The organism is Pseudomonas sp. Je.1.5.c (genome assembly GCF_051129895.1).
Taxonomy (GTDB): Bacteria; Pseudomonadota; Gammaproteobacteria; order Pseudomonadales; family Pseudomonadaceae; genus Aquipseudomonas; species Aquipseudomonas urmiensis.
On sequence record NZ_JBCPSP010000017.1, the window covers coordinates 59,538 to 86,183 of the forward strand.

Sequence of the window (26,646 nt, forward strand, 5' to 3'; positions counted from 1 at the left end):
CAGGGCCGAGCTCGGCCCTGGCTTTTCTAACAGCTTGAGGCTTGTCGCTTGTAGCTGATTCTCACCAGTAGTTTTCTACCGCCACCTGCCCCGGCCGCTTGCTCAAGCTCAGTTGCAGATCGCGTGCCTTGAGCACCTTGCGCGTGTCATCGATCATTTGCGGGTTACCGCAGAGCATGATGCGGGAATGTTCAGGGGAAAACTCAAGCCCTGCCGCCCGCTCCAATTCGCCATTTTCGATCAGTGTGGTAATGCGTGCATCCAATGCGCCAGGGTGCTTCTCGCGGGTTACCACCGGAATGAACTGCAACTTGCCAGCGAACTCAGCCAGGTAGTCACGCTGTTCCAGGCCAGCGATCTCCTCTAGATAAGCCAGCTCATTGGCTTCGCGTACCGAATACACCAGCTTGATGTTGTCGAAACGCTCCCAGGCCTCGAAGTCCTGCAGGATCGACATGAACGGTGCAATGCCGGTACCGGTCGCCAGCAGCCATAGATCGCGACCGCCAATGAAGCGATCGAGGGTCAGAAAACCAAACGCCTGACGGTCGATCAACAGCGTATCGCCTTCGCCCAGACGGCTCAGCTCGCTGGTGAATTCGCCCCCTGGGACTACAATCGAGAAAAAATCCAAGTGCTCATCATGTGGCGCGCTGACCATCGAATAGGCCCGCCAAACCACGCTGCCATCGGCCTTGGTCACACCCAGGCGGGCGAACTGGCCGGAGCGAAAGCGAAAGCCTGCGTCGCGGGTGACTCGCAAGGAGAACAAGCTGGGCGTCAGCGGTTGCACGTCGAGCAAGGTCTGGCGAGTGAATTTGTCGGCGCTGGCGGTCATGACGGGCTCCATAAATCAAGTGTGCACAGTTTCGCCCAAAGCGGCGGCGATGAACACCGACGGTTTGCAGGGGCAAGCCAAACTGAGCGTCATACAAGGCTTGCATGGCTATAGCGAAAAAATCCCAACGCAACGCTGGGTCTTTTCCTACAATGAGCCGGGTGGTAGTGGAGTTGGATCCAAGGAGCTATCAGGGAGCGTTTCAATGTCGCAATGGAACCCGGAGCAGCTGCAACAGCTGCTAGACGAGCGCGACCCGCAGCAGTTGTTCAAGCGTGCGTTGGCGTTGGTACAGGATATGGGCATGCCCTACATGGGTTTGGCATTGCACATCCATCTGGCCGCTAACCGACCGCAAATCTTCCTGTACAACAATTTCCCAGCGCAATGGAACGCATTCTATACGCAAGCTGAGTTGATCAAACAGGACCCCATCGTCAAGCGCTGTCATGAATCCACCCTGCCGGTGCTATGGGATGACGAGCTGTTTCGCGAAGTGCCAACACTGCGTAGTACGGCGTGCTCCTATGGTTTGCGCCATGGTTGGAGCCAATCGGTGCACGACCAGCGGCATAACGAAACGCAGTTGAGCGTAGCCAGGCCGCAGGGCAAGATCGACACCGCTGAGTTCTATGACAAGAGCGCGCGTATCGTCTGGCTGTGCCACACCCTGCACGAGCGGCTCAGTGAACACCACCTGGCAGCCCTGGCACCGATCCCCAAACTAAGCGAACGCGAGTTGGAAGTGCTCAAGTGGTCGGCCGACGGCAAGACTGCGGCAGTGATTGCCCGGATCCTGTCGCTGTCGACCAGCACAGTGAACTTCCACATCCGCAGCGTGATCACCAAGACCAACGCCTCCAACAAGGCCGGTGCCATTGCCATCGCCGCCAGCCGCGGGCTGTTCTGACGCCAGACATCCCACCGTTTGGGCAAAGCCCTGTAGAATTGCGCGCTTCAAGCTCGTCGTGGTCTGCGCCGGGCAGATTCGCACCTGAGCCCCATGCCATGCCCTTGTTGACCAGCCCCTTTGCCGAACTCGACCTGATCCGCCAACCGGAACAGGCCAACGACCCCCTGCAAGCGTTCGACGCTGCCGATGAGTATCTGCTCGAGCACCTGGCCAGCCAGGCGCTGCCGACGGATTGCCGGGTGCTGGTGCTAAACGACAGCTTCGGCGCCCTGGCGGCCAGCCTGTGCGCTGATATGCAGGTGCTCAGCAGCGGTGATTCGCACCTGGCGCGGGTGGCCTTGGAAAAGAACCTGGCGCGTAACGCCAAGCCCTTCGACGCCGTGCCTTTCGTGCCCGCCAACGCGCCCTGGCAAGGGCCGTTTGACCGAGTGCTGGTGCGGGTGCCGAAGACCCTGGCGCTGCTCGAGGAGCAGCTGATTCGCCTGCAAGGCCATCTGGCCCCGGGTGCGCAAGTGATCGCCACCGCCATGATCAAGCACCTGCCGCGAGCAGCGGGCGACCTGATGGAAAAGTACATCGGCCCGGTGCAGGCGTCGCTTGCGCAGAAAAAAGCCCGCCTGCTGACCGCCACCGTGGCCGAACGACCACGGGCTAACTCGCCTTATCCCACGCGCTACCGCCTGGATGCGCCAGCCCTGGAGCTGGTCAACCATGCCAATGTGTTTTGCCGCGAAGGCTTGGATATCGGCACCCGCGCATTTCTCCCGCACCTGCCGCGTGATCTGGGCCAGGCTCGGGTTGCCGACCTTGGCTGTGGCAATGGCGTGCTGGCGATCGCCAGTGCCCTGGTTAATCCTGAGGCGCAGTACACACTAGTCGACGAGTCGTACATGGCAGTGCAATCAGCGTTGGATAACTGGCAGGCGGCGTTGGCCGATCGGCCGGTGGAGGTGCGCGCAGCCGATGGTCTGGCTGGGCAGGAGAAGCAGTCGCTGGATGTGGTGCTGTGCAACCCGCCGTTCCATCAGCAGCAGGTCGTGGGCGACTTCCTAGCCTGGCGGATGTTCCAGCAGGCGCGCGATGCCTTGGTGGTGGGCGGCGCGCTGTACATCGTGGGTAACCGGCACCTGGGGTATCACAGTAAGCTGGCGCGGCTGTTCCGTGGGGTTGAGCAGGTAGCGGCTACACCCAAGTTCGTCATCCTCAAGGCCCGCAAGTAAACCCAAAGGCCCTTGGGACCGCGTTGCGGTCCCAAAAACCTGCATTCAGTGGGTACTCAAGCCTGCCGCGGCCATGAACATCCGCATCAACCAGGCCACCACCCCAAGCGCGGCCACACTGCCCGCCCAGATCAGCACCAGCCAACCCAGCCGTTGCCACAGCGGCTTCTTCTGCTCCTCGATGCCATGTTTACCCGTCATCGTGCAGCCCTCCCTAGTGGTAGCCATCTTCGTGGGTCACCTTGCCGCGGAACACGTAGTAGCTCCAGAAGGTGTAACCCAGGATGAACGGCAGGATGAACAGCGTCCCCACCAACATGAAGCCCTGGCTCTGCGGCGGCGCGGCGGCCTCCCAGATCGAGATCGAGGGCGGGATGATGTTCGGCCACAAGCTGATGCCCAGCCCGCTGTAACCGAGGAAGATCAACACCAGGGTCAACAGGAATGGCGTGTAGTTGGCATTGCGCGCCACTGCCTTGAGCAGCCCGTAGAAGGTCACCAGGACCAGGATCGGCACCGGCATGAACCAGATCAAGTTAGGCATGCTGAACCAACGCTCGGCGATCTGTGGATAAGCCAGCGGCGTCCACAGGCTGACAATACCGATCACCACCAGCAGCACCAGCGCCAGCGGGCGCGCCAGGTCATGCATCTGCTTTTGCAGCGGGCCTTCGGTTTTCATGATCAGCCAGGTGCAGCCAAGCAAGGTGTAGGCGACGATCAAACCCAGCCCGGAATACAGGCTGAATGGCGTCAGCCAATCCAGCGAGCCGCCGGCGTAATGGCGGTCGACCACCTTGAAGCCTTCGATGAACGCGCCTAGCGCGACGCCCTGGAAGAAGGTGGCCACCAATGAGCCGCCAATGAACGCCTTGTCCCACAGGTGCCGCTTGTCATCCTTGGCCTTGAAACGAAACTCGAAGGCCACTCCACGGAAGATCAAGCCCACCAGCATCAGGATCAGCGGCAGGTACAACGCTTCCAGCACTACCGCATAAGCCATCGGGAAGGCGCCGAACAAGCCCGCGCCCCCCAGCACCAGCCAGGTTTCGTTGCCGTCCCATACCGGGGCGACGGTGTTCATCATCACATCGCGGTCACGCTCGGCCTTGACGAACGGGAAGAGCATGCCGATGCCCAGGTCGAAGCCGTCCATCACCACGTACATCATGACGCCGAAGATGATGATCACAGCCCAGATCAGCGGAAGATCGATACCCATGACTCAGCTCTCCTTGTTCAGGCTGACGGCGTCGGTGTTGGCGTCGGCGCTATCGTCGGCGGCAGACAATGGCCGTGCGGGTGTGCGCTGCTGGCCAGGACCGCCCGGTGGCTGCGCATCGCCTTCGCCGGTGTGCGGGCCTTTGCGCACCAGGCGCATCATGTAGCCAAGGCCGGTACCGAACAGGGCGAAGTAGACCACCACGAAGATCACCAGGGTCACGCCGAGCTGGGTGTAGCTATGGTTGGACACCCCTTCGGAGGTGCGCATCAGTCCGTAGACCACCCACGGCTGACGGCCGATCTCGGTGGTGAACCAACCGGCCAGGATGGCAATCAGACCGGACGGCCCCATCCAGAGGGTGAGGTAGAGGAAGGGTTTGCTGCTGTACAAGGTGCCGCGTTTACGCAGCCACAAGCTCCACAGGCCCACGAAGATCATCAGCAAGCCCAAGCCCACCATGACCCGGAACGACCAGAACACGATGGTCGAATTGGGTCGATCCTCGGCTGGGAACTCTTTCATCGCCGGCACTTGCTTATCCAGGCTGTGGGTCAGGATCAGGCTGCCCAGGGCCGGAATTTCGATCTTGTAGCGGGTCGTTTCAGCCTGCATGTCGGGGATACCGAACAGGATCAGCGGCGTAGGCTCACCGGGGACGTTCTCCCAGTGTCCTTCGATCGCGGCGATCTTCACCGGCTGGTGCTTCAAGGTGTTCAAACCATGGAAGTCGCCAATCACCGCCTGGATCGGCGCGACGATCAGCGCCATCCACATGGCCATCGAGAGCATCTTGCGCACCGCCGGGTTGTCACGCCCGCGCAGCAAGTGCCAGGCCGCCGAGGCGCCGACGAAGAACGCTGTGGCGACAAAGGCCGCGGTGGCCATGTGCATCAGTCGATAGGGGAACGAGGGGTTGAAGATCACTGCCAGCCAGTCCACCGGCACCACGCGACCGTCGATGATTTCGTGGCCTTGCGGGGTCTGCATCCAGCTGTTCGAGGCCAGGATCCAAAAGGTCGAAACCAAGGTGCCCAGGGCCACCATCACTGTCGAGAAAAAGTGCAGCCCCCGGCCGACGCGGTTCCAGCCGAACAGCATGACCCCGAGGAAACCGGCCTCGAGGAAGAACGCGGTGAGTACTTCATAGGTCAGCAACGGTCCGGTAACAGCCCCGGCGAAGTCAGAGAAGCGGCTCCAGTTGGTGCCGAACTGATAGGCCATGACCAAACCGGAGACCACCCCCATGCCGAAGTTGACGGCGAAGATCTTCGACCAGAAGTGATAGAGGTCGCGGTAGACCTGCTCGTGGGTTCTCAGCCAAAGGCCTTCGAGAACCGCCAGGTAGCTCGCCAGGCCAATGGTGATGGCTGGGAACAAGATGTGAAAGGACACGGTAAAGGCAAACTGGATTCGGGCGAGCTCTAGGGCTTCTAATCCGAACATGGTGCTTCCTCTTCAGATAATCCGGCGTCCGGGCTCATGGCCCTGTCGCCCACTGCCCCCACGGTTATCGAGTGCGGCGCGTTGGAATTGTTCTGTTCGATCGCAGGGATTGAGGCCTGATGGCCAAATCGTTGCTTCTGGAACGATTGATCCAGGTCAACGGTTGCCAGTGAGCATAGCCCCGAATGGCCGCCCTAGCCGTGTGGTTGAATGCCGCGTGACCCGTTGTCTCACCCGCCTTTAGTTGAATAGGCAAGGCAGCTGTTGGGAGCTGGGCTGATCATTTCTGCACGCTGAAGCCGTGACGCAATGAGATGTGCAAACTCAGCTCGCCTCTAATCCAGCTCCGGCAACTATTTGTTACAAACAGATGATACGCTCTGGCCCTCCCCTATCGCCGAGGCCACAGGTTTCCCGATGTCTGATTCCGCCCCGCTGTTGCTCCGGCAACACCGCCCCTTCCTCGCCTTCTGGCTAGCCCGCGTATTCACCGCCAGCGGCTTTCAGATGCTCACCGTGGCCATCGGCTGGCACCTCTACCAACTGACCGGCAACGTGCTCGATCTGGGTCTGGTCGGCCTGGTCGAGTTCGCCCCACGGGTGCTGTTCATGCTCCACACCGGGCATGTGGCAGACCGCTTCGATCGGCGCCGGGTCGCCGCCCTGTGCCAAAGCCTGCAAGCACTGATCGCCCTGGCCCTGGTGGTGGGCAGCGCGACTGACAACGTCAGCCGCGAGATGATCTTCATCCTGGCCTTCCTGCTCGGTGCGACCCGCTCGTTCGAAATGCCAGCGACCCAGGCACTGCTGCCCAATGTCGTGCCGCCGGGGCTGTTTCCACGGGCGGTGGCCGCGTCGGCCTCGGCGACACAGGCAGCGACCATCGTCGCCCCGGCAGTTGGCGGCTTGCTGTACGCCTTTGGCAGCATCTGGGTATACGGCCCGACCGTGGCGCTGTATGCGATTGCCTGCCTGCTCACCCTGAGCCTCGACGCCCGCCAACAGCTGCCTCAGCGTGGCCGCGCCAGCCTGGAGTCGCTGCTGGCCGGGATCCGTTTCATTCGCAGTCGCCCGGACATCCTCGGCGCTATCTCCCTGGACCTGTTCGCGGTACTGCTCGGCGGCGCCACCGCCCTGCTCCCAGTGTTCGCCAAGGACATCCTGCTCACCGGCCCATGGGGCCTGGGCCTGCTGCGCTCGGCACCTGCGGTGGGGGCGCTGCTGATGTCGATCTGGCTGGCGCGCTTCCCGTTCGAGCGCAAGGTCGGCCGGACCATGTTCACCGCGGTCGGGGTGTTTGGCGTGGCGACCATTGCCTTTGGCTTGTCGACCTCGTTCTGGTTCTCGCTGGCGGTGCTGGTGGTGCTGGGCGCGGCGGACATGATCAGCATGGTCATCCGCAGTTCGTTCGTGCAGTTGGAGACGCCCGATGAGATGCGCGGGCGGGTGAGCGCGGTGAACGGGTTGTTCATCGGTGCCTCGAATCAGCTCGGCGAGTTCGAATCTGGGGTGACTGCGCACTGGTTTGGCACAGTGCCGGCGGTGGTGCTTGGCGGGGTGGGCACATTGCTGGTGACCGGGGTGTGGATAAAACTGTTCCCGACCCTGGCCAATCGGGATCGGTTGCACAGTTCCTGATCAGCTCGCGCAAGCAACCCGTGAAAGCGTGGGAGCGGGCTTGCCCCGCGATAGCCAAAGACCCAGCAGCACCATCGCGGGGCGAGCCCGCTCCCACGCTACCTGCTCGGTCGGTCCGCCAGGTGACCTGCCAACGGCCATAGGCCCCCGCCACCCATGCTGGTATGATGCGCGGCTTTTTTCCGCCCCACATAAACCACGGCATCCGGTACGGTCTGTGCTTTGCTGATGGGGTCGATATATTCACGGCGCCTGGGGGCGCCTTGGGGAGCGGGCATGCTGGAAAGGCTGTTTCAACTAAAAGCACACAACACCAATGTGCGCACCGAGATTCTTGCGGGCGTCACTACCTTCCTGGCCATGGCCTACATTCTGTTCGTCAACCCGAGCATCCTCGGCGAGACCGGCATGGACAAGGGTGCGATCTTCGTCGCCACCTGCCTGGCCGCAGCGATCGGCTCGGCAACCATGGGCCTGATCGCCAACTACCCGATCGCCCTGGCGCCGGGGATGGGCCTGAACGCCTTCTTCACCTACACCGTCGTGCTGCACATGGGCCATACCTGGCAAGTGGCGCTGGGTGCGGTATTCCTCTCGGCGGTGCTGTTCTTCCTGCTGTCGATCTTCCGCATCCGTGAGTGGATCGTGAACAGCATTCCGCTGCCGCTGCGCTCGGCGATCGCCGCCGGCATCGGCCTGTTCCTGGCACTGATCGCCCTGCATAACGCAGGCATCGTCGTCGATAACCAGGCCACCTTGGTGGGTCTGGGCGACCTGAAGAATCCGGCCCCCGTGCTGGCTACGCTGGGCTTCTTCCTGATCGTCGCCCTGGAAGCAATGAAAGTGCGCGGCGCGGTGCTGATCGGCATTCTCGCGGTCACCCTGGCCTCGATCCTGATGGGCGTGACGCCCTTTGCCGGCGTGGTGTCGATGCCGCCTTCGCTGGCCCCGACCTTCCTGCAACTGGACATCGCCGGTGCCCTCGATGTGGGCCTGATCAGCGTGATCTTCGCCTTCCTGTTCGTCGACCTGTTCGATAACTCCGGCACCCTGATCGCCGTCGCCAAGCGCGCCGGCCTGATGGGTAAGGACGGCCACATGCCGAAGATGGGCCGTGCCCTGATCGCCGACAGCACCGCGGCCATGGCCGGCTCGCTGCTAGGCACCTCGACCACCACCAGCTACATCGAGTCGGCTGCGGGCGTGAGCGCCGGTGGCCGTACTGGCCTGACCGCCATCGTGGTCGCGATCCTGTTCCTCCTGGCGCTGTTCTTCGCGCCCCTGGCTGGCAGCGTTCCGGCCTTCGCCACTGCGCCGGCGCTGCTGTTCGTCGCCGTGCTGATGGCCTCGGGGCTGGCGGAAATAAACTGGGATGACGTCACCGAAGCCGCGCCAGTGATGGTCACTGCCCTGGCCATGCCGCTGACCTACTCGATCGCCAACGGCATCGCCTTCGGCTTCATTACCTGGACCGCCATCAAACTGCTCTCGGGCCGCCGCCACGAGCTCAACCCGGCATTGGTGATCCTCTCCATCCTGTTCGTCATCAAGCTTGGCTGGTTAAACGCATGAGTGCTGTCTTCGATCCGTCGTCCTATGAAAGCCTGCTGACGCCCAAGGTCGAGCGCCTGCGAGAGTTGCTGGCGCCGTTCGATGCGCCAGAGCCTGCGGTGTTCGATTCGCCGCGCGAGCACTATCGCCTGCGTGCCGAGTTCCGCCTGTGGCGTGAGGAAGGCCAGCGCCACTACGCGATGTTCGCCCCAGGCGAGAAGCACAAGGCGATCCTGATCGACGACTTCCCGATTGCCAGTGAGCGCATCAACGCGCTGATGCCGCGCCTGAAAGCGGCCTGGCAGGCCAGCGAGGCGCTGAGCAATCGGCTGTTCCAGGTGGAGTTTCTGACCACCCTGGCAGGCGATGCGATGGTCACCCTGTGCTACCACCGTCCACTCGACGAGGCCTGGGAAACCGCTGCCCGCGTGCTTGCCGAACAACTCGGCGTCAGCCTGATCGGCCGCTCCAAGGGCAAGCGCCTGGTGATTGGCCGCGACTACGCGGTCGAGCAATTGCAAGTCGCTGGCCGCACCTTCAGCTACCGCCAACCCGAAGGCGCGTTCACCCAGCCTAACGGCGCAGTGAACCAGAAGATGCTCAACTGGGCCTTCGACGCCATGGGCGAGCGCGACGACGATCTGCTCGAGCTGTACTGTGGCAATGGCAACTTCACCCTGCCCCTGGCCACCCGCGCACGTAAGGTGCTGGCCACCGAGATCAGCAAGACCTCGGTCAACGCCGCACTGCATAACCTTGACGAGAACGGCGTGGACAACGTGCGCCTGGTGCGCTTGTCGGCTGAAGAGCTGACTCAGGCGCTGAACGAGGTCCGCCCGTTCCGCCGCCTGGAAGGCATCGAGCTGAAAAGCTACGACTTCGGCACGGTGTTCGTCGACCCGCCACGCGCCGGCATGGACCCGGACACCTGCGAGCTGACCCGTCGCTTCGAGCGCATCCTGTACATCTCTTGCAACCCGCAAACCCTGGCGCAGAACATCGCCCAGCTGCACGATACCCACCGTATCGAACGCTGTGCGCTGTTCGACCAGTTCCCCTATACCCATCATATGGAAAGCGGGGTGTTGCTGGTTCGGCGCTGACCCGCAACCGGCGAGGCCGCAATGGCCTCGCCGCGAACGCTGCAAGGAGTGCTGTGCCGATGGATCAACTAAGCGCCATGCAGACCTTTCGCCGGGTGGTCGATCTCGGCAGTTTCAGTGCCGCCGCCGTTCAGGCCGGGGTGTCCCATACCGTGCTGTCGCGCCAGGTGAAAAACCTTGAGCGCCAACTCGGCACGCAACTGCTCAACCGCACCACCCGGCGCTTGCAGATGACCGAAGCAGGGGCGCTGTTCTATCGCCACTGCGTGCAGATCCTCGAACAAATGCAGGCGATGACCCTCGAGCTGTCCGAGCACCAGCAGCAACCTAGCGGCACCTTGCGCCTAAGCGTTGCAACGGCCTTTGGTGAACTGGAGCTGGGCCGTTGGCTGCCCGACTTCGTCGAGCGCCATGAGCGCCTGCAGATCGAACTCAACTGCACCGACCGCTTCGTCGACCTTCTGGAAGAGGAGATCGATGTCTGCCTGCGCGTGACCGATCACCTGCCAGATTCAAGCCTGGTGGCGCGACGCCTGGCCGCGAGTGAAGTGCTACTGGTAGCAGCGCCAAGCTACCTTGAGCGCCATGGCCGCCCGACCTCACCTGAGCAGTTGGCCAACCATCCACTGCTGGGCTATAGCCGGCTGACACACCCACAGCGCCTGCAACTAAGTGACCCACAAGGCGAGCAACGCGAAGTGCTGATGCCCAGGCGGCTGAGCGCCAACTCCCCCATGGCGCTGCGCGCGGCGGCAATTGGTGGGCTGGGGATCGCCAGCTTCGACCGCTTCATCGTCCACGATGCCCTGCGCGACGGTCGCCTGGTGCCAGTACTGGACGGCTGGCAACTGCCGGCGCGCACGCTGTATGCGGTGTATCCGCAGAGCCGCTACCTGGCGCCTAAGGTTCGGGCATTTCTCGATTACGTGCAGGCCTACTACGCGCATGCACGTTGGGCTGATTAATCAGTGCAATAAATGCACAAATCCTGGCTGCTTGGCGCCGTATTTGTGCGACTACTGATCAATTAACCTGCGCCTCTCATTCAATGTGCGTAGGAGCTCCACCATGAAAGCACTGCATGCCATTCTCGCTGGCCTGACCCTTGCCACCTTCGTCACCACCGCTCACGCAGCCGAGGAAAAACTTATCTCGGTACCAAACAGCGCTGCGTTGACTTGGAAAGACGTCGACGGCACTAAAGGGGCAGTCAGCTACGCCAACGTCGAAGGCGATCTGTTCGGCAAAGGCCCATACTCTGCGTTCGTGAAATTCAACAAAGGCGTGGATAACGGTCTGCACACCCACAGTCAGACGCTGCCGACCGTGGTCCTGAAGGGGACGTTCTATGCGGTGATCGATGGCAAGCGCACCGAGTATCCGGCTGGCTCGTATTACAAGCTGCCGGCCAATCTGGTGCATGAGAGTGGTTGTACTGCCGCAGCCGATTGCCTGCTGTTCCAGTACCAAGCGGATGCGTTCGATCTCAATCCGGTCAAGGGTTGAACCATCAGATTCTGACGCGGCGGGGCGCCGAAGCGCTGTGATGGACAGCGCAGCGGCCCCCTCTGATCCAATGCGGATCAGAAATCGAAGAACACCGTCTCCCCTTCCCCCTGAATACGGATATCGAAGCGATACGCCGTCTTGCCATCAACCTCACAGCGCTTGGCAATCAACGTCTCACGTCGCTGTGGCTGTTCGATCAAATTCAGCACCGGGCACTTGGCGTTAGCCTCGCCTTCGTCATCGAAATACAGCCGCGTATGCAACTGGATGTTGATCCCCCGGGCAAACAGGCTGATGTTGATGTGCGGCGCCATCGGCACACCTGCAGCGTTGTTGACCACGCCCGGCTTGACCGTGTGCAAGGTCCAGTCACCCGAGTCGAAGGTGGTGGCGGTTCGACCAAAGCTGTTGAAGGGGTTCTCCAGGTTGTATTCGTCCTGGTAATGACCCTCGGCATCGGCCTGCCAGATCTCCAGGAACGAATCACGCACCAGATGGCCGTTGCCGTCATACACTTGGCCGATCAACAGGATGTGCTCGCCCGGCGCTTCAGGGCGGGCCAGGCGGTTCCAGATTTCCTCTGGGCGGGTCGGGTTACCGGCCGCTTCCAGGGCCAGGCCGATGTGTACGTAGGGGCCGGCAGTCTGCGAGGGCGTTTCCGGCAGCAGTTCGATTGGCATGTCGGCGCTCCTCAGCGGTTTTCGAAGTGGGTCTGGCGCTGACCGCGCAGGACGATGTCAAAGCGGTAGGCCAGGCAATCCATCGGGTTGGCGTTGCTCATGTCGAGCTTGGCGATCAACTGCTGCACCGCTGCCGGGTTGGCGATGGATTTGACGATCGGGCACATCGGGATCAGCGGATCACCTTCGAAATACAGCTGGGTGATCAACTTGGTCGAAATCGACGGGCCACTGACCGAAAAGTGAATGTGCGCCGGGCGCCAGTCATTCGGGCCGTTGCGCCATGGGTACGGGCCGGGCTTGATGGTACGGAAGCTGTAGTAGCCGTCGCTGTCGGTCAGGGCGCGGCCGACGCCACCGAAGTTGGGGTCCAGCGGGGCCAGGTAGCGATCGTTCTTGTGTCGATAGCGACCGCCAGCGTTGGCCTGCCACATTTCCACCAAGGTGTTGGGCACGGGCTTGCCATACTGGTCGATGACCCGGCCGGCCACGATGATGCGCTCGCCGATTGGCAGGCCACCGTTGTCGAAGTTCAGCAGCAGGTCGTTGTCGTGTTGACCAAAGCGCAGATGAGAGAAGTCGGGACCGGTGGTCTCGCTGATCGACTGCGGGATGCTCACCAGCGCCTGGCGCGGGGAACGGGCAATCGAGGTCTTGTAGTCAGGCGTAAAGGCTTTTGGGTGCCAGTTGCGATCACGGATCACGAAGCGGCTGGTGTCCTGGGCGGGCATGCCGTTTTCCTCTTATTGGACTTGTGCGAGCGCCTGTGCGTGGCAGGCGGACTTGCAGTTTCCGGCAGGTCGCGGGGGATGAATATTGAAATCAACGGCCCATAACATAACCATTTGGTTATGGATGCAGCATTAGCTGTCAGAGCGCCGTCCCCTGAACTAATCTTTAACCTCATGTTTCAAGCTGGAGCACACTTCATGGAATGGCGAAAAGGCCGGCGTAGCGACAACGTGGTCGATGCCCGCGGCGAAGGCGGTGGTGGCGGCGGTATGCGCTTTGGTGGCGGTAAAGGGCTTGGCCTCGGCGCGATCTTGCTGATCGTCGGTATCGGCTGGCTGACTGGACAAGACCCGTTGCAGATCCTCGGCCAGATCGCCGGACAGATGGACCAACAACAAACCCAGACCGCCCCGGCTGGTGTGGAAGGCAAGGCGCCGCCGGCCAATGATGAGCAGGCCGAGTTCGTCGCCTCGATCCTGGGCGACACCGAAGACACCTGGAAGGCGCTGTTTGCCCAGGCTGGCAAACAGTATCGCGACCCCAAGCTGGTGCTGTTCAGCAGCCAGGTCAATTCTGCCTGCGGCTTCGCCTCGTCGGCAGTCGGGCCGTTCTACTGCCCGGGCGATCAGCGGGTATACCTGGACATGAGCTTCTTCCGCGAGATGGAAAGCCGCTTTGCCGCAGCCGGTGATTTTGCCCAGGCCTATGTGATTGCCCATGAGATCGGCCACCACGTGCAGACCCTGCTGGGCGTCTCTTCGCAGGTACAGGCCGCGCGCCAGCGCGGACAGAAAATGGAGGGTGACAATGGCTTGCTGGTCCGCCAGGAGCTGCAAGCTGACTGCCTGGCGGGGGTGTGGGCCTACCAGGCGCAGAAGCGCTTGAACTGGCTCGAACCTGGCGACATCGAAGAGGCGCTGAACGCCGCCAATGCCATTGGCGATGACCGCCTGCAACAGCAGGGCCAAGGTCGCGTGGTGCCGGACTCCTTCACCCATGGCACCTCGGCGCAGCGCGTGCGCTGGTTCAAGACCGGCTTTGCCAATGGCGATGTGAACCGCTGCGATACCTTTACCGCGCGTAGCCTCTAACGCCTGCACACCGCTTCGCGGGAAAACCCGCGAAGTTGCCGATGAAAACGCAAACGTTTTCATAGGGTTACAATTCTGCGGAAAAAGCGTTTCAGCTCCAGCCAATCTTGCCGATAACTCCTGCACGAATCAGCGGGCACTCAGGAAGAATAACGCCCAGCGATTCAGATCAAGTGAGCGAAATCATTTTCTGGAGAGCGTGCATGAACAGCTGGTTTGCCAACATCAGCGTCAACCTCAAACTCGGACTGGGCTTTGGCCTGGTCTTGCTGCTGACCGGCCTCTTGGCCCTGACGGGCTGGAACAGCCTGGGCAGCCTGATCGACCGCAGTAACTGGATGGGCGACATCGGTCAGCTCAATAAAGACCTGACCGACCTGCGCGTGGCGCGCCTGCAGTACATGATCGCCAACGGCGACGATACCGCTGCGGCCAACACCCAGGCCAAGCTGGATGCCTTCAGCGCCCAGCAGCAGCACCTGGCGACTACCTTCAAGAGCCCCGAGAACGTCAAGCTGCTCAATGAGCTGGGCGCGATCATCAGCGACTACAAGACCTCGCTGAGCAAGATGCGGGCTGGCTACAAGACCACCCTGGCCAATCGCGAGAACATGAACAAGGCGGCAAGCAAGGCCGATGAAATCCTTGAAAGCATCAGCCGTGACGTGCTCGCCCAAGGTGAAAACGACAGCGTGCGCTTTGCCCAGTACCAGGTCATCAGCAAAACCCGCCAGCAACTGGCCCAGGTCCGAGTAGACGTGCGCGGCTACATTGCCGACAGCGATGCCGCCAGCGAACAGGCTGCCCTGCGTCAGCTCGATGCGGCCCTGGTAGAAGTCGACAACCTCAAGCGCCAACTGCCTAACGAAAGCGCCCGCGTGCAACAGTTCGAAGACAGTGTGCAGGCCTACCGGACCGCTGTGCGCGAGTACCGCGACGCCGTCGCCGCGATCGCCGTGGCGCGTGCCGAAATGACTGTACAGGGTGCCGACATCGTCAAGCGCAGCGACGCGCTGTACAAGATCCAGATCGAGCGCCGCGACATCGAAAGCGCCCAAGCCCGCAGCATGCAGATCATCGCCACCTTGCTGGCGCTGCTGGTGGGTGTCTTGGCAGCAGTCATCATTACCCGGCAGATCACCCGCCCTCTGCGCGAGACCATGGCAGCCGTGGAGCGCATCGCCGGTGGCGACCTGACCCACGATCTGCGCGTCACCCGCCGTGACGAGCTGGGCGTGCTGCAACAGAGCATCGGCCGCATGGGCACCACGCTGCGCGAGCTGATCGGTGGTATTCGCGATGGCGTTACCCAGATTGCCAGCGCCGCTGAAGAGCTGTCGGCGGTGACCGAGCAGACCAGCGCCGGCGCCAACAGCCAGAAAGTCGAAACCGACCAGGTAGCGACCGCCATGCATGAAATGGCCGCGACCGTGCAGGAAGTGGCACGTAACGCCGAGCAAGCCTCGCACGCCGCCACCGGTGCCGACGACGAAGCGCGCGCGGGCGATCGGGTGGTGGGCGAAGCCATCAGCCAGATCGAGCGCCTGGCCGAAGAAGTGCACCGCTCCACCGAAGCGATGAACCTGCTGCAGCAGGAAAGCCAGAAGATCGGCAGCGTCATGGACGTGATCAAGTCGGTCGCCGAGCAGACCAACCTGCTCGCCCTCAACGCGGCCATCGAGGCAGCACGCGCGGGTGAGGCGGGTCGTGGTTTTGCCGTGGTCGCGGACGAAGTGCGCGGCCTGGCGCAGCGCACCCAGAAGTCTACCGAAGAGATCGAGGAGCTGGTCGCCAGCCTACAGAACGGCACCCAGCAGGTGGCCAATGCCATGCTCGGCAGCCGCAACCTGACTGAAAGCAGTGTCGAGTTGGCGCGCAAAGCCGGTGGTTCGTTGGAGAACATCACGCGCACGGTGTCGAACATCCAGTCGATGAACCAACAGATCGCCGCCGCTGCCGAGCAGCAGAGCGCCGTGGCTGAAGAGATCAGCCGCAGCATTCTCAACGTGCGCGATGTGTCGGAACAGACCGCTTCGGCCAGTGATGAAACCGCGGCCTCCAGCGTTGAGCTGGCGCGTCTGGGCGGTCACTTGCAGATGCTGGTCAGCCAGTTCCGCGTCTGACGTCGAACCCATCGCGGGACAAGCCCGCACCTACAGGGTCGTGTGACCCTGTAGGTGGGGGCTTGTCCCGCGATAGCGTCAGCCCTGCCTAAAGGGCTCTATTTGACCACCCGACCCTCGCCGCGCCCACGCGGATCCGAAGCGGTCTCGATCTTCTCGCCCGTCACCCGGATCGCCTGGATATCGCCCATTTCCCAGCCCTGATCCTCCAGCACATAGCCCATCTTCTTCAGCTCCTCAGCCACCGCACCAGTGAGCGGCGCGTAGCTGTCGAAGTAGATAGTGTCCTTGGGCAGCAACTGGTGATGCACGCGCTGCGCGGCCACGGCCTTGTCCAGCGGCATGTTGTAGTCATACAGGTTGTTCATCACTTGGAAGATCGAGGTAAAGATCCGCGATCCCCCCGGGGTGCCGATCACCAGGGTCACCTTGCCGTCGCGCGTCACCAGGCTTGGGCTCATCGACGACAGCATGCGTTTGCCCGGAGCGATCGCGTTGGCCTCGCCGCCGACCACGCCGAAGGCATTGGCTGCACCCGGCTTGGCGCTGAAGTCGTCCATCTCGTCGTTGAGCAGAAAGCCTGCCCCCTTGACCACTACACCGCTGCCGTAGTCGAGGTTGAGGGTGTAGGTGTTGCTCACCGCGTTGCCCTGTTTATCGACGATCGAGAAGTGGGTGGTCTGGTGCGGCTCCAGCCCTGGACGCACCTTGTCGGTCGCCGATATGGCAGTGGGGTTGACCTGTTCGGCGCGCTTGGCCAGGTAGTCCTTGGCGATCAGCTTGTCCACTGGCACCTTGGTAAAGGCCGGGTCGCCCAGGTAGTCGGCGCGGTCGGCGAAGACGCGCTTCTCGATCTCGGCCAGCAAGTGGATGTAGCGCGCCGAGTTCTGCTCCACGCCCTTGAAATCGGCGGCGCGGTTTTCCTTGATCCCCAGCAGCTGGGCCAGGGCTACGCCGCCAGAGCTTGGCGGCGGTGCGGTATAGACCACATTACCGCGCCAGTCGATGGCCATTGGATCGCGCCACAGCGCCTTGTAGTCCTTCAAATCGTCCTTGGTGATCAGGCCCTTGTCGGCCTGCATCTGCGCCACCAGCAGGTCGGCGGTCTTGCCTTGGTAGAACTCGCTGACGCCCTTATCGGCGATGCGTTCGAGGGTCTGTGCCAGTTCTGGCTGCTTGAACAGCTCGCCGACCTTCATGTTGCCGAAATAGTCATTGAAGTTGGTCGCGGTCTTGAACATGCCCTGGGCATCGTCGCGGTACTGGTACTGCTTCTGGGCGATCTTGAAGCCGTTTTGGGCATAACCGATGGCGGGGGTGAGCAGTTCGCTCCACTTGAGCTTGCCGAACTTCTGATGCGCTTCCCACAGGCCCATCACCGTGCCGGGCACGCCAGCTGCGCGGGCGCCGACCAGGCTGAGGTTTTCGATCACCTCGCCCTTGTCGTCCAGGTACATGTTGCGTGTCGCCGCCTTGGGCGCCACTTCGCGGTAGTCGAGGAAGTACGGTTTGCCATCGACGAACAGGGTCATGAAGCCACCGCCGCCGATGTTGCCGGCCTCGGGGTAGGTCACCGCCAGGGTAAAGGCCGTGGCTACCGCGGCATCCACGGCGTTACCGCCTTTTTTCAGGATATCGGCGGCCACCTGTGCGCCATATTGATCGGGGGCAGCCACCGCGCCGCCCTCCAGGGTGACGGCGAAGGCCGACGAACAGCTCAGGATCGCGGCCCCGAGGGCCATGGACTGGAACATGACAAGACGCATGTGCGCTTCCTTGGTGTTGTTTTTGTTGATCAGTCATTAAGGCCGAAGCGTTTCGACTAAGCAAACAACCCAGGAGCATTACGACGCCAATCAGCCAAAACTGTCGCGTTCAGAACACTGTTTTTTCCATTACGCAGAGCAGGCGTACCCCGCCAGCTTGTGCTGGATGAAGTCGAGGAAGCACTGAATGCGCAGCGCCAGCTGGGTGTTGCGGTAGTACACCGCGTGGATCGGCTGGCGATAGCCGTTGTTGGCCTCGTTCAGCAGCACCTGCAAGCGCCCGGCGCGGATGTCTTCATGGGTCATGAAGTGCGACAGGCTGACGATGCCATTGCCTGATAGCGCCAGCTGGCGCAGGGTCTCCCCACTGGAGGCGATCAGGCTGGGGCGGATCGTCCAGCGATCGCCTTCGGCATGGCGTAGCGGCCATTGATTGAGCACCTCAGGCTGGCTGAAGCCGAGCAGGCAATGCTGGTGCAGATCCTCGACCTTGAGCGGCGTGCCATGGCGCTCGAGATACGCCGGGCTTGCCAGGATCTGCATCGGGCTGCAGCCGAGCGAGCGTGCATGCAGGCTGGAGTCGGCCAGCTCGCCAATGCGAATGGCCACGTCGGTGCTTTGCTCCAGCAGGTCGATGATCAAATCGTCGGTATTCAACTCAAGCTCAATACCCGGGTACTGCTCACGGAACTCGCCGATCCACGGCACGATGGCATGCAGCATGAACGGTGCTGCGGCATTGATGCGTAGCCGGCCCGAGGGGGTTTGCCGGTTCATCGACAGGCGCTCTTCCATCTCGTCCATCTGCTCGAGGATGGTCCGCGAGCGTTCGAGGAAGAAACGGCCCTCTTCGGTCAGGTCCATGCGCCGGGTGGTGCGGTTGACCAAGGTGGTGCCAAGTTTGCCTTCCAGGCGCGACAGGGTGCGACTGACCGCCGACGGCGTCTGGCCCATCTGCTCGGCGGCGGCGGAGATCGAACCACAATCGATGACGGTGACGAATACCTGGAGTTCTTCTGAACGGGTTTTCACTTGGCGGCCTGCACTTGAATGACGCGATGATAGATAGCCGGTTGAGCCTCCCCCTGCAAGCGATCTGAAGGCCCGTGCAGCCCCCTCAGCAATCAGCGCATCAGTTGGCCTTGCCGAACACCTTGGCCAGATGCGCCTCGTAGGCTGCCATGGTCGCCGGCACATCGGGACGTTTCATCACATCCACTGCCAGGAAGGTCGGCAGGCCGGTCATGCCGAGGAACTGGTTGGCCTTGTGGAACGGGAAGTACACCGCATCCACGCCCTTGCCTTCGAAGAAGTCGCTCGGATCGTCAAAAGCCTGCTGCGGGGCGTTCCAGGTGACCGAGAGCATGTACTGCTTGCCGTGGATCAGGCCACCACTGCCGTACTTTTGCGAAGCATCGGAGCGGGTGCGGCCATCACTGGCGTACAGGCTGCCGTGACCTGCGGTGAACACCTCATCGATGTACTGCTTGACGGTAAACGGCGCGCCCATCCACCAGCCTGGCATCTGATAGATCACCACATCGGCCCACAGGTACTTCTCGACTTCTTCCTGGATGTCATAGCCGCCATCGATGAAGGTCTGCTTGACGTCGTAACCGGCGCGGTCCAGGTAGGCCAGCGCCAGGTCGTGCAGGGTTTCGTTCAGACGGCCATCGGAATGGGCAAAGCGTTTACCGCCATTGAGCAGGAGAATCTTTTTCATAGTGGGCCTCTAAATGTGTCTGGCTCGATCCGGGGACCGAATGGGATGACGGCAGATTAGAGGCTCGCGAGCGGGGGAAACAGCAGGAGCGGAGCAAAATACATTTGCCTGCAATTCACAAATTGAACTCTGATTGTTGCTTTAAAATCGGCGTACCACTTCCTTCAGAGGCCCAACCCATGAGTGAGCAATACGCCTTTATCCTCAAAGCCAAGACCCGCCCAGAGAAGGCCGAAGCCTTCGAGCAACTGTTCCGTGGCTATGTCGAACCGAGCCGCCAGGAGCCTGGTTGCATCGAGTACCACATGCTGCGTGACCAGCAAGACCCGAGCCTGTTCGTGTTCTTCGAGGTGTGGGCCGACAAGGCTGCGCTGGATGTGCACTCGGCCCTGCCGCACATGCAGCAGTTCTTCGCCCAGCGCATGGACTACCTGGAACGCGACTTCGATATCCAAATGATCGAAATGCTCAGCCCGTCGTCGGCTAGCCGTTAACCAGCAGATGCCCGCCCAGCACTGACAGGCCAATGAAAAAACAGCGCCTGAATAGCTGGGCGCTGATCCGCTGGCGCAGCCACTGGCCAGCGAACATACCCAGCAAGGCGGGCACCAGCATCACCAGCGAAGCGCCCAACGCCTGCCCACCCAGAGCATCCTGTCCGCTCAGGCCCACTGCCAGGGCGAGGGTCGAGACGCTGAACGACAGGCCCAGGGCCTGGATCATTTCTTCTCGCGACAAGCCCAGGCCTTGCAGATACGGTACTGCGGGCATGACGAAGACGCCGGTGGCGGCCGTCAGCACACCGGTCAGCAACCCACACAATGGCCCCAGCCAGCGCTCACGTGGCACTGCGATGCGAAAGCCCGGCCCAACCAAGCCATACAGCGCATACACTAGTAGCGCCCCACCCAAGGCATGCGCCGCCCACGGCCCACTGTTTATGCCCAACCAGACACTGCCCAGCAGCGTGCCCAGCACGATCATCAGCAGCATGCCCGCCAGCCGCCGTGATAGCGCCCGCAGGTGCCCGCCGATTGCCAGCTGCCAGAGATTGGTCAAGGTCGACGGCACGATCAACAGCGCCGCAGCCTGCGCCGGCGGCATAGCCAGCCCCAAAAGGCCCATGGCGACCGTTGGCAGGCCAAGGCCGATCACGCCCTTCACCGTACCAGCCAGAAGAAAAGTCACCAGCACCAGTAGCGACAGTGCCGGGCCTATGTCGTTGTAGAACGCGAGCAAAGTATCCATGGGCGAATACTGCCGCGGCGGCCAGTGCCTGAAAATCTGCCATATACTCAGCCAGGCTCTTGCCAGGACAGAGGCACATGCATTTCGATCTGACTGACCTCAAGCTGTTCCAGCACACCTTGGAGTGCGGCAATATCACCGCTGGCGCGCAGCGCAGCCACCTGTCGCTGCCTGCGGCCAGCGCGCGCATTCGAGCGATGGAGGCGTCCCTCGGTATCGCGCTGCTGGAGCGCAACCGCCGTGGCGTGCAAGCGACCCCAGCGGGCCAGGCCTTGTCCCAGCATGCGCGGCTGATCGCCCAGCAGGTCGAGCGCCTGCAGTACGACCTGGCGCAATACGCTCAAGGCCAGCAAGGCCAGGTGCGCCTGTTGTGCAATACCGCAGCGCTCACCGAGTACCTGCCCGAACTGCTCGCCGCCTACCTGGTGGACTGCCCCGCTGTCAGTGTCGACGTCCAGGAGCTGCCTAGCCTGCGCATCGTCCAGGCGATCACTCAGGGCATGGCCGAGCTGGGTATCATCTCCACCGCCGCGCCCTGCGCGCATCTGCAAACCCGCCCTTTTCGCGACGACCCGCTGGTATTGATCATGCCACTCGGGCATCCCCTGGCCGAGCAGCACGCCCCCAGCTTCAGCGACAGTCTCGCCCACGGCCATGTGGCCCTTGGCAGCCAAAGCGCGTTGGCCTTGCACCTGGAGGAGCAGGCCCTGCGTCAGGGCCTGCGCATGCAGGTACGCGTCCGCGCCGAGGGCTTCGACGGGGTCATTCGCATGGTCGCTGGGGGCGCGGGGGTGAGCGTGGTACCGCTGGCTTCGGTGCGCCGCTGGGAGGCCGTATTGCCCCTTCACTGGGTGGCGCTAGGCGAAGATTGGGCCAATCGCCGGTTGCAACTCTGTGCGCAAAACTTTTCTACATTGCCAGGATATGCGGCGGCCTTGGTCACGCGCTTAGTGGGCGAATGAAGAATACCTAACGCAATCGGGACGATTCCTACGCACTGTATGGCAGGGCATCAATTCCCAAGCAGGCAAGACAGTGAACAGATGCAGGGTCGATATTCGCACTTCACTCACCCACGGATACGCCATGAAACCAACAGCTGTCCATCGAAGACTACAAGCCGAACTTGAACCGGTGCTGCAGCTCTTCACCCAGCGCTATGTACGAACACCATTCAGCGCGCGTTTCGTGCATGAAGCGACGAAAAATCCTGGCCAGCTGCATGCCCGTATTTGTCATGACATCGAGCGGGTATTCGCCGAGCAATGGCGAGCAAAACCGCAATCGCTGCCGGCACTCGGCAAGCTGTATGTCCTGTGCAACACAGGCTTCACCCTGCAAACGTGGTCCGGTGATTGGACCGAGCTGGCGCTGGCCGATGGCGGCTTGCTCATCGCCGAAGGTGGCAACTGGTTCTGGGCACGCAGCGAACCCATGAAGCAACGCCCAGGTATCGACTATCACGGCTCGATCCCAGGCTAAGCACGACCCGATCACGCTGCCTTCAGCTTTTGCTTGCCGCCAGAGGATCTCTTTCCACACAATCGCCGTCACGCCGCATCACGAAAGGGAGCTTCATGTGCCGTCGATCTATCAACTAAAACCGCGCTTTCAGGCCTTGCTGCGCCCTTCGGTGCAGCGCCTGTACGAGCGCGGCGTCACTGCCAACCAGGTCACCGTCTGTGCTGCAGTGGTTTCAGTGTTGCTGGGCGTGCTGTTGGCCTGGCTCGCGCACGTCACCTGGTTATTCGGCCTGATTCCGCTATGGATGCTGCTGCGCATGGCACTGAACGCCGTGGACGGCATGCTCGCCCGTGAGTTCGGCCAGCAATCCAAGCTCGGCGCCTACCTCAACGAGCTCAGCGACGTGATCGCCGATGCCGCCCTGTACCTGCCCTTCGCGCTGTTGGCTGGCGTGTCGCCAACCCTGGTGGTGCTGGTGGTGATCAGCGCGCTGATCTGCGAATACGCCGGGGTGATGGGGCCGCTGGCCGGCGCTTCGCGGCGCTATGACGGGCCGATGGGCAAGAGCGATCGGGCGTTTGCCTTCGGCGTTTTGGGTGCTGGGGTGGCCTTCGGCCTGCTCAGCCCGACCTGGATCAACGGCCTGCTGCTGGTCATTGCGCTGCTGTCGCTCTATACCCTCTACAACCGGGTACGTCGCGGGTTGGCTGAAGCCCGCTGAGCCCCCTCGCTGCCCTCATTGCTGCCGGACAAGGATTTTCGCCATGCGCCAAGCGCAATCGCTGCACTTCACTACCCATGACGGCGTCGAGCTGCATTACCGTTACTGGCCCGCCACGCGTAACGAGCATCAGCCACGACGCGCCGTGGTGATGTTCCATCGCGGCCACGAACACGGTGGGCGCCTGGCCCACCTGGTCGATGAGCTGGACATGCCGGGCTACGACTTCTTCGCCTGGGACGCCCGTGGCCATGGCCAGTCGCCCGGGGCGCGTGGCGACAGCCCGGGCTTTGCCTGCAGCGTGCGCGACGTGCAGACCTTCATCGAGCATATTCACGCCAGCCACGGCATCGAAGAGCAAGACATGGTGGTGCTGGCGCAGAGTGTCGGGGCAGTCCTGATCGCCACCTGGGCCCACGACTACGCACCCAAGGTCCGCTGCCTGGTGCTCGCCTCGCCAGCGTTCAAGGTCAAGCTCTACGTGCCCTTCGCCCGGCCTGGCCTGAAACTGCTGAAAGCGCTGCGCGGCAACTTCTTCGTCAACAGCTACGTCAAGCCACGCCTGCTCACCCACGACCCGGAGCGAGTCGCCTCGTATGTGGCCGACCCACTGATCAGCCGGCCGATCTCAGTGACCATGCTGCTGGGTCTCTATGAGGCGGCCGACCGCGTGGTGGCCGACGCCCAGGCGATCCAGCTACCGACCCAGCTGCTGGTCTCCGGCGCTGATCTGGTGGTTGAGCGCAAGCCTCAAGAGCTGTTCTTCCAACGCCTGGGCAGCGCGCGTAAAGAGCTGCATGTGCTGCCCGGCTTTTTCCATGACACCCTCGGCGAGCGGGATCGCGCCCATGCCCTGGCGCGGATCAGCCGCTTCGTCGAGCACTGCTTTGCCTCGCCAGTGGCGGCGCCCTCGTTGCTCGATGCCGACAAGACCGGCGCCAGCTGCGCCGAAGCCGAAAGCCTGGCGGCGCCATTGCCGCGCAACTCGCCTCGCGATCTGTACTGGCGCGCCACCCGCGCTGGCCTGCGTCTAGGCCAGGGCTTGTCCGAAGGGGTAAAACTGGGTTTCGACACAGGCTTCGACTCCGGCAGCACGCTTGATTACGTCTACCGCAACCAAGCCACCGGCAAGGGCAAGCTCGGCGAACTGATCGACCGTAACTACCTCGATGCCATCGGCTGGCGTGGCATTCGCCAACGCAAGCTGCATGTCGAAGAGCTGCTGCGCCAAGCCATCGGCCACCTGCATGAACAGGGTAAGCCGGTGAACATCGTCGACATCGCCGCCGGCCATGGTCGCTACATCCTCGAAGCCCTGCAGGAGCTGGAGCAACTGCCAGACTCGATCCTGCTGCGTGACTACAGCAAGCTGAATGTCGAGCAAGGCACGGCATTGATCGCCGAAAAAGGCCTCGGCGAGATTGCTCGTTTTGTCCAGGGCGATGCCTTCGACCGCCAGAGCCTGGCGGCGCTCGACCCTCGCCCGACGTTGGCGGTGGTGTCCGGGCTGTATGAGCTGTTCGCCAGCAACCAGCTAGTTGGCAACTCCCTGTCAGGCCTGGCCGATGCGGTCGAGCCGGGCGGTTATCTGGTCTACACCGGGCAACCCTGGCACCCGCAACTGGAGATGATCGCCCGCGCCCTGACCAGCCACCGAGGCGGCCAGGCCTGGGTGATGCGTCGGCGCAGCCAGGCGGAGATGGACCAATTGGTGGCGGCGGCAGGTTTTCGCAAGATCACCCAGCGCATCGATGAGTGGGGCATCTTCAGTGTCAGCCTGGCGCAGCGGGTCAATGGATGAGTCGTGAGCCTGGGCTGATTCGTCGTGGCGTATTGTGGCTGTTGCTGCTCGGCCCGTTTTTCTTCCTCAGCTATGGCCTGGCCAACACCTACACCGCAAGCCGAGACGATGTCGGCAGCCTGGTGTTCGCTTGGGAAACGCAGATGCCATTGTGGCCGTGGACGATCATTCCCTATTGGTCGATCGACCTGCTTTACGGGCTGTCGTTTTTGTTGCCGCGCAGTCGCCGCGAAATGGACCGGCATGCCCTGGCGCTGCTCACCGCGCAGCTGATCTGCGTCGCGAGTTTCCTGCTCTGGCCGCTGCGTTTCACCTTCGAGCGTCCGGAGTTGGGCGGCCTGTTTGGCTGGCTGTTCGATGTGCTGATGGGCTTCGACAAACCCTTCAACCAAGCGCCCTCGTTGCACATCGCGCTGCTGGTGATCATCTGGACGATGTTTGCCCGGCATGTACGCCATCCTATCGGGCGCATCGTGCTGCATGGCTGGATGGGGCTGATCGGGGTATCGGTGCTGACTACCTGGCAGCACCACTTCATCGACTTACCCACAGGGGCATTGGTTGGTGTTCTATGCGTCTGGTTGTGGCCCGGCGAGGGCACATTACCGCTGCGGCAAGCCCGCCTTGCAGGCGATCGCAAACGCTGGCGGCTGGCCTTGCGCTATGCCCTGGGCGCTGTGCTGTGCGCTTGGCCAGGGTTGGCGATGGGCGGTGCTTGGCTGTGGTTGCTATGGCCGGCCGTATCGCTGTTGCTGGTGGCCTTGAACTACGCGCTGCTGGGTGCTGACGGATTTCAGAAAGGCGCCGATGGGCGGCTGTCGGTAGCAGCGGGTTGGTTGCTGGCGCCCTATCTGTTGGGGGCGTGGCTCAACTCCAGGCTGTGGACACGGCGCCATCCGCAGGCCGATGAGGTGTGTGATGGGGTTTACCTGGGGCGCATTCCGGGGCGGGGTGAGGCCAATGAGTTTGTAGCGATTGTGGATCTGTGTGCAGAGCTACCCTGCAGAGCTGTAGTTGCCTGTGCCGGCCCCTTCGCGGGCAAGCCCGCTCCCACAGAGATCTCGGTGGATGCGGCGGCCCCTGTGGGAGCGCGCTTGCCCGCGAAGGTACCGGCACAGGCAACAACGACCTCTCAGCCGAGCTACAAGAGCTTGCCTACCCTGGATTTGGTCATCCCCGACGCCGCCCTTCTGCGAAAGGCCGCCGAGACCATCGAGCAGCTCCATCATCGGGGCCCCGTACTGGTCTGCTGCGCCTTGGGCTATTCACGCAGCGCCAGCGCCGTGGCCGCCTGGTTACTGCACAGCGGCCGCTGCGCGGATATCAGCGAGGCTGAAGCGCGCATCCGCCAGGCCCGCCCAGGCGTGGTGTTGCACCCCGGCCATCGCTTGGCGTTGCAACAGCTAGGAGCCCAAGCATGAACCTGCATCTGGTCGCCACCCTGCTCGCCCGCGGTCAGCAGTTGGAGCGCGTCGCTGACGGCATCAGCCTGCTGGCCTTGGCCTATGCCCTGGCGCCGCTGCTGGGGCTGGCGTTGCCGGCACTGGCCAGTGCGCTGTGCATCCTGCTGGTTTGCCTGGGCCTGCTGCACAAGTACTGGGCGATCCGTGTGGCACTGGACGCCGAGCTATTCGCTTACCTCGCCAACAGCACCGACCTGACGACGGCCACCCAACAACTCGACCGCGCCCTGTTCGACCTCAACTTGAAAGCTAACGCCAGCGACCCGCGCGACTGGCCCAGTCGCAGCCAGGCCGCTCTCGCCCTGTTGCGCCGTCAGGCGCTGTGCCTGGGCCTGCAGATCGCGCTAGTACTGACTACCCTGCTGACACTCCCATTTATCGGATAAGAACCGTG

General features: G+C 62.4%; 26 protein-coding genes and 1 pseudogene. 17 read left to right on the forward strand and 10 right to left on the reverse strand.

Annotated elements, in window-relative coordinates; all coding sequences use genetic code 11:
- Positions 1-61: 61 nt before the first annotated feature.
- Positions 62-838 carry a ferredoxin--NADP reductase gene (locus AAZU54_RS14465; protein WP_186554256.1) on the reverse strand — a complete coding sequence of 259 codons (777 nt, stop codon included), beginning with the start codon at positions 836-838 and terminating at the stop codon, positions 62-64.
- Positions 839-1,043: 205 nt separating this feature from the next.
- On the opposite strand from AAZU54_RS14465, the gene AAZU54_RS14470 reads away from it, so the two are divergent.
- Positions 1,044-1,748, forward strand: a complete 705-nt coding sequence (locus AAZU54_RS14470; RefSeq protein ID WP_405130022.1) for an autoinducer binding domain-containing protein — start codon at positions 1,044-1,046, stop codon at positions 1,746-1,748.
- Positions 1,749-1,846: 98 nt separating this feature from the next.
- Entirely contained in the window at positions 1,847-2,971 is a 1,125-nt protein-coding gene (locus AAZU54_RS14475) for a methyltransferase (protein ID WP_434727298.1), read from the forward strand.
- Between the two features lie 45 nt (positions 2,972-3,016).
- Here AAZU54_RS14475 and AAZU54_RS14480 read toward each other — a convergent pair whose 3' ends face one another.
- Genes AAZU54_RS14480 through AAZU54_RS14490 form a run of 3 tightly spaced genes read right to left on the reverse strand, consistent with a single transcriptional unit; the run spans position 3,017 to position 5,639 of the window.
- A complete protein-coding gene (locus AAZU54_RS14480; RefSeq protein WP_264234681.1) occupies positions 3,017-3,172 on the reverse strand; it encodes a DUF2474 domain-containing protein in 156 nt (51 codons plus the stop codon).
- Positions 3,173-3,185: 13 nt separating this feature from the next.
- A complete protein-coding gene (gene cydB / locus AAZU54_RS14485; protein WP_186554260.1) occupies positions 3,186-4,193 on the reverse strand; it encodes a cytochrome d ubiquinol oxidase subunit II in 1,008 nt (335 codons plus the stop codon).
- 3 nt (positions 4,194-4,196) lie between these two features.
- The gene (locus AAZU54_RS14490; RefSeq protein ID WP_392465240.1) at positions 4,197-5,639 is read right to left on the reverse strand and encodes a cytochrome ubiquinol oxidase subunit I; all 1,443 of its coding nucleotides are present in this window, start codon (positions 5,637-5,639) and stop codon (positions 4,197-4,199) included.
- A 417-nt stretch (positions 5,640-6,056) separates the two neighbouring features.
- Here AAZU54_RS14490 and AAZU54_RS14495 point away from each other — a divergent pair, with 417 nt between their 5' ends.
- The 5 genes from AAZU54_RS14495 to AAZU54_RS14515 all read left to right on the forward strand — a co-directional run bounded on the left by AAZU54_RS14495 (position 6,057) and on the right by AAZU54_RS14515 (position 11,437).
- Entirely contained in the window at positions 6,057-7,277 is a 1,221-nt protein-coding gene (locus AAZU54_RS14495) for an MFS transporter (RefSeq protein ID WP_368972150.1), read from the forward strand.
- Positions 7,278-7,553: 276 nt separating this feature from the next.
- Complete coding sequence (locus AAZU54_RS14500; RefSeq protein WP_312152573.1) at positions 7,554-8,849, forward strand: NCS2 family permease; 1,296 nt, start codon at positions 7,554-7,556, stop codon at positions 8,847-8,849.
- Positions 8,846-9,931, forward strand: coding sequence for a tRNA (uridine(54)-C5)-methyltransferase TrmA (gene trmA / locus AAZU54_RS14505; protein WP_186554264.1), 1,086 nt, complete (start codon positions 8,846-8,848; stop codon positions 9,929-9,931). The genes AAZU54_RS14500 and trmA overlap by 4 nt, the downstream gene beginning before the upstream one ends.
- Positions 9,932-9,990: 59 nt before the next feature.
- Positions 9,991-10,896, forward strand: a complete 906-nt coding sequence (locus tag AAZU54_RS14510) for a LysR family transcriptional regulator (protein ID WP_186554265.1) — start codon at positions 9,991-9,993, stop codon at positions 10,894-10,896.
- Between the two features lie 103 nt (positions 10,897-10,999).
- The gene (locus tag AAZU54_RS14515) at positions 11,000-11,437 is read left to right on the forward strand and encodes a cupin domain-containing protein (RefSeq protein WP_186554266.1); all 438 of its coding nucleotides are present in this window, start codon (positions 11,000-11,002) and stop codon (positions 11,435-11,437) included.
- 77 nt (positions 11,438-11,514) lie between these two features.
- Here the strand turns inward: AAZU54_RS14515 and pcaG are convergent, their stop codons facing one another.
- Both pcaG and pcaH read right to left on the reverse strand, forming a co-directional pair.
- Positions 11,515-12,120, reverse strand: coding sequence for a protocatechuate 3,4-dioxygenase subunit alpha (gene pcaG, locus AAZU54_RS14520; RefSeq protein ID WP_186554267.1), 606 nt, complete (start codon positions 12,118-12,120; stop codon positions 11,515-11,517).
- An 11-nt stretch (positions 12,121-12,131) separates the two neighbouring features.
- Positions 12,132-12,851, reverse strand: coding sequence for a protocatechuate 3,4-dioxygenase subunit beta (gene pcaH, locus AAZU54_RS14525; protein ID WP_186554268.1), 720 nt, complete (start codon positions 12,849-12,851; stop codon positions 12,132-12,134).
- A gap of 198 nt (positions 12,852-13,049) precedes the next feature.
- Between pcaH and ypfJ the strand changes: the two genes are divergently transcribed.
- From ypfJ to AAZU54_RS14540, 3 genes and pseudogenes are all read left to right on the forward strand, one after another.
- A complete protein-coding gene (gene ypfJ, locus AAZU54_RS14530; RefSeq protein ID WP_434727299.1) occupies positions 13,050-13,943 on the forward strand; it encodes a KPN_02809 family neutral zinc metallopeptidase in 894 nt (297 codons plus the stop codon).
- Positions 13,944-14,281: 338 nt separating this feature from the next.
- A pseudogene (locus AAZU54_RS14535) lies at positions 14,282-15,211 on the forward strand (methyl-accepting chemotaxis protein); the annotation flags it as partial.
- A gap of 141 nt (positions 15,212-15,352) precedes the next feature.
- On the forward strand, positions 15,353-16,066 hold the full coding sequence (locus tag AAZU54_RS14540; protein WP_392465268.1) for a methyl-accepting chemotaxis protein: 714 nt from the start codon (positions 15,353-15,355) through the stop codon (positions 16,064-16,066).
- 98 nt (positions 16,067-16,164) lie between these two features.
- On the opposite strand, the gene ggt is transcribed toward AAZU54_RS14540, so the two are convergent.
- The 3 genes from ggt to AAZU54_RS14555 all read right to left on the reverse strand — a co-directional run bounded on the left by ggt (position 16,165) and on the right by AAZU54_RS14555 (position 19,555).
- Positions 16,165-17,832 carry a gamma-glutamyltransferase gene (ggt, locus tag AAZU54_RS14545; RefSeq protein WP_186554271.1) on the reverse strand — a complete coding sequence of 556 codons (1,668 nt, stop codon included), beginning with the start codon at positions 17,830-17,832 and terminating at the stop codon, positions 16,165-16,167.
- Positions 17,833-17,961: 129 nt separating this feature from the next.
- Entirely contained in the window at positions 17,962-18,864 is a 903-nt protein-coding gene (locus AAZU54_RS14550; RefSeq protein WP_186554272.1) for a LysR family transcriptional regulator, read from the reverse strand.
- Between the two features lie 100 nt (positions 18,865-18,964).
- Positions 18,965-19,555: an NAD(P)H-dependent oxidoreductase gene (locus tag AAZU54_RS14555; RefSeq protein WP_186554273.1), complete on the reverse strand. Its 591-nt coding sequence runs from the start codon at positions 19,553-19,555 to the stop codon at positions 18,965-18,967.
- Positions 19,556-19,734: 179 nt separating this feature from the next.
- Between AAZU54_RS14555 and AAZU54_RS14560 the strand changes: the two genes are divergently transcribed.
- Entirely contained in the window at positions 19,735-20,049 is a 315-nt protein-coding gene (locus AAZU54_RS14560) for a putative quinol monooxygenase (protein ID WP_186554274.1), read from the forward strand.
- Here the strand turns inward: AAZU54_RS14560 and AAZU54_RS14565 are convergent.
- Positions 20,039-20,803 carry a sulfite exporter TauE/SafE family protein gene (locus AAZU54_RS14565; protein ID WP_405130025.1) on the reverse strand — a complete coding sequence of 255 codons (765 nt, stop codon included), beginning with the start codon at positions 20,801-20,803 and terminating at the stop codon, positions 20,039-20,041. The genes AAZU54_RS14560 and AAZU54_RS14565 overlap by 11 nt on opposite strands.
- A 77-nt stretch (positions 20,804-20,880) precedes the next feature.
- Between AAZU54_RS14565 and AAZU54_RS14570 the strand changes: the two genes are divergently transcribed.
- From AAZU54_RS14570 to AAZU54_RS14595, 6 genes are all read left to right on the forward strand, one after another.
- On the forward strand, positions 20,881-21,765 hold the full coding sequence (locus AAZU54_RS14570; RefSeq protein WP_434727300.1) for a LysR family transcriptional regulator: 885 nt from the start codon (positions 20,881-20,883) through the stop codon (positions 21,763-21,765).
- A gap of 124 nt (positions 21,766-21,889) precedes the next feature.
- Positions 21,890-22,285 (forward strand): hypothetical protein, encoded by a 396-nt coding sequence (locus tag AAZU54_RS14575; protein ID WP_434727301.1) that lies wholly within the window; start codon positions 21,890-21,892, stop codon positions 22,283-22,285.
- 97 nt (positions 22,286-22,382) lie between these two features.
- On the forward strand, positions 22,383-22,988 hold the full coding sequence (locus AAZU54_RS14580) for a CDP-alcohol phosphatidyltransferase family protein (RefSeq protein WP_434727302.1): 606 nt from the start codon (positions 22,383-22,385) through the stop codon (positions 22,986-22,988).
- 43 nt (positions 22,989-23,031) lie between these two features.
- Complete coding sequence (locus AAZU54_RS14585) at positions 23,032-24,789, forward strand: bifunctional alpha/beta hydrolase/class I SAM-dependent methyltransferase (RefSeq protein WP_186554280.1); 1,758 nt, start codon at positions 23,032-23,034, stop codon at positions 24,787-24,789.
- The gene (locus AAZU54_RS14590) at positions 24,786-26,210 is read left to right on the forward strand and encodes a phosphatase PAP2/dual specificity phosphatase family protein (protein WP_434727303.1); all 1,425 of its coding nucleotides are present in this window, start codon (positions 24,786-24,788) and stop codon (positions 26,208-26,210) included. Before AAZU54_RS14585 ends, AAZU54_RS14590 begins: the two co-directional genes overlap by 4 nt.
- Complete coding sequence (locus AAZU54_RS14595) at positions 26,207-26,638, forward strand: hypothetical protein (RefSeq protein WP_434727304.1); 432 nt, start codon at positions 26,207-26,209, stop codon at positions 26,636-26,638. The genes AAZU54_RS14590 and AAZU54_RS14595 overlap by 4 nt, the downstream gene beginning before the upstream one ends.
- The last annotated feature ends 8 nt before the right edge of the window (positions 26,639-26,646 follow it).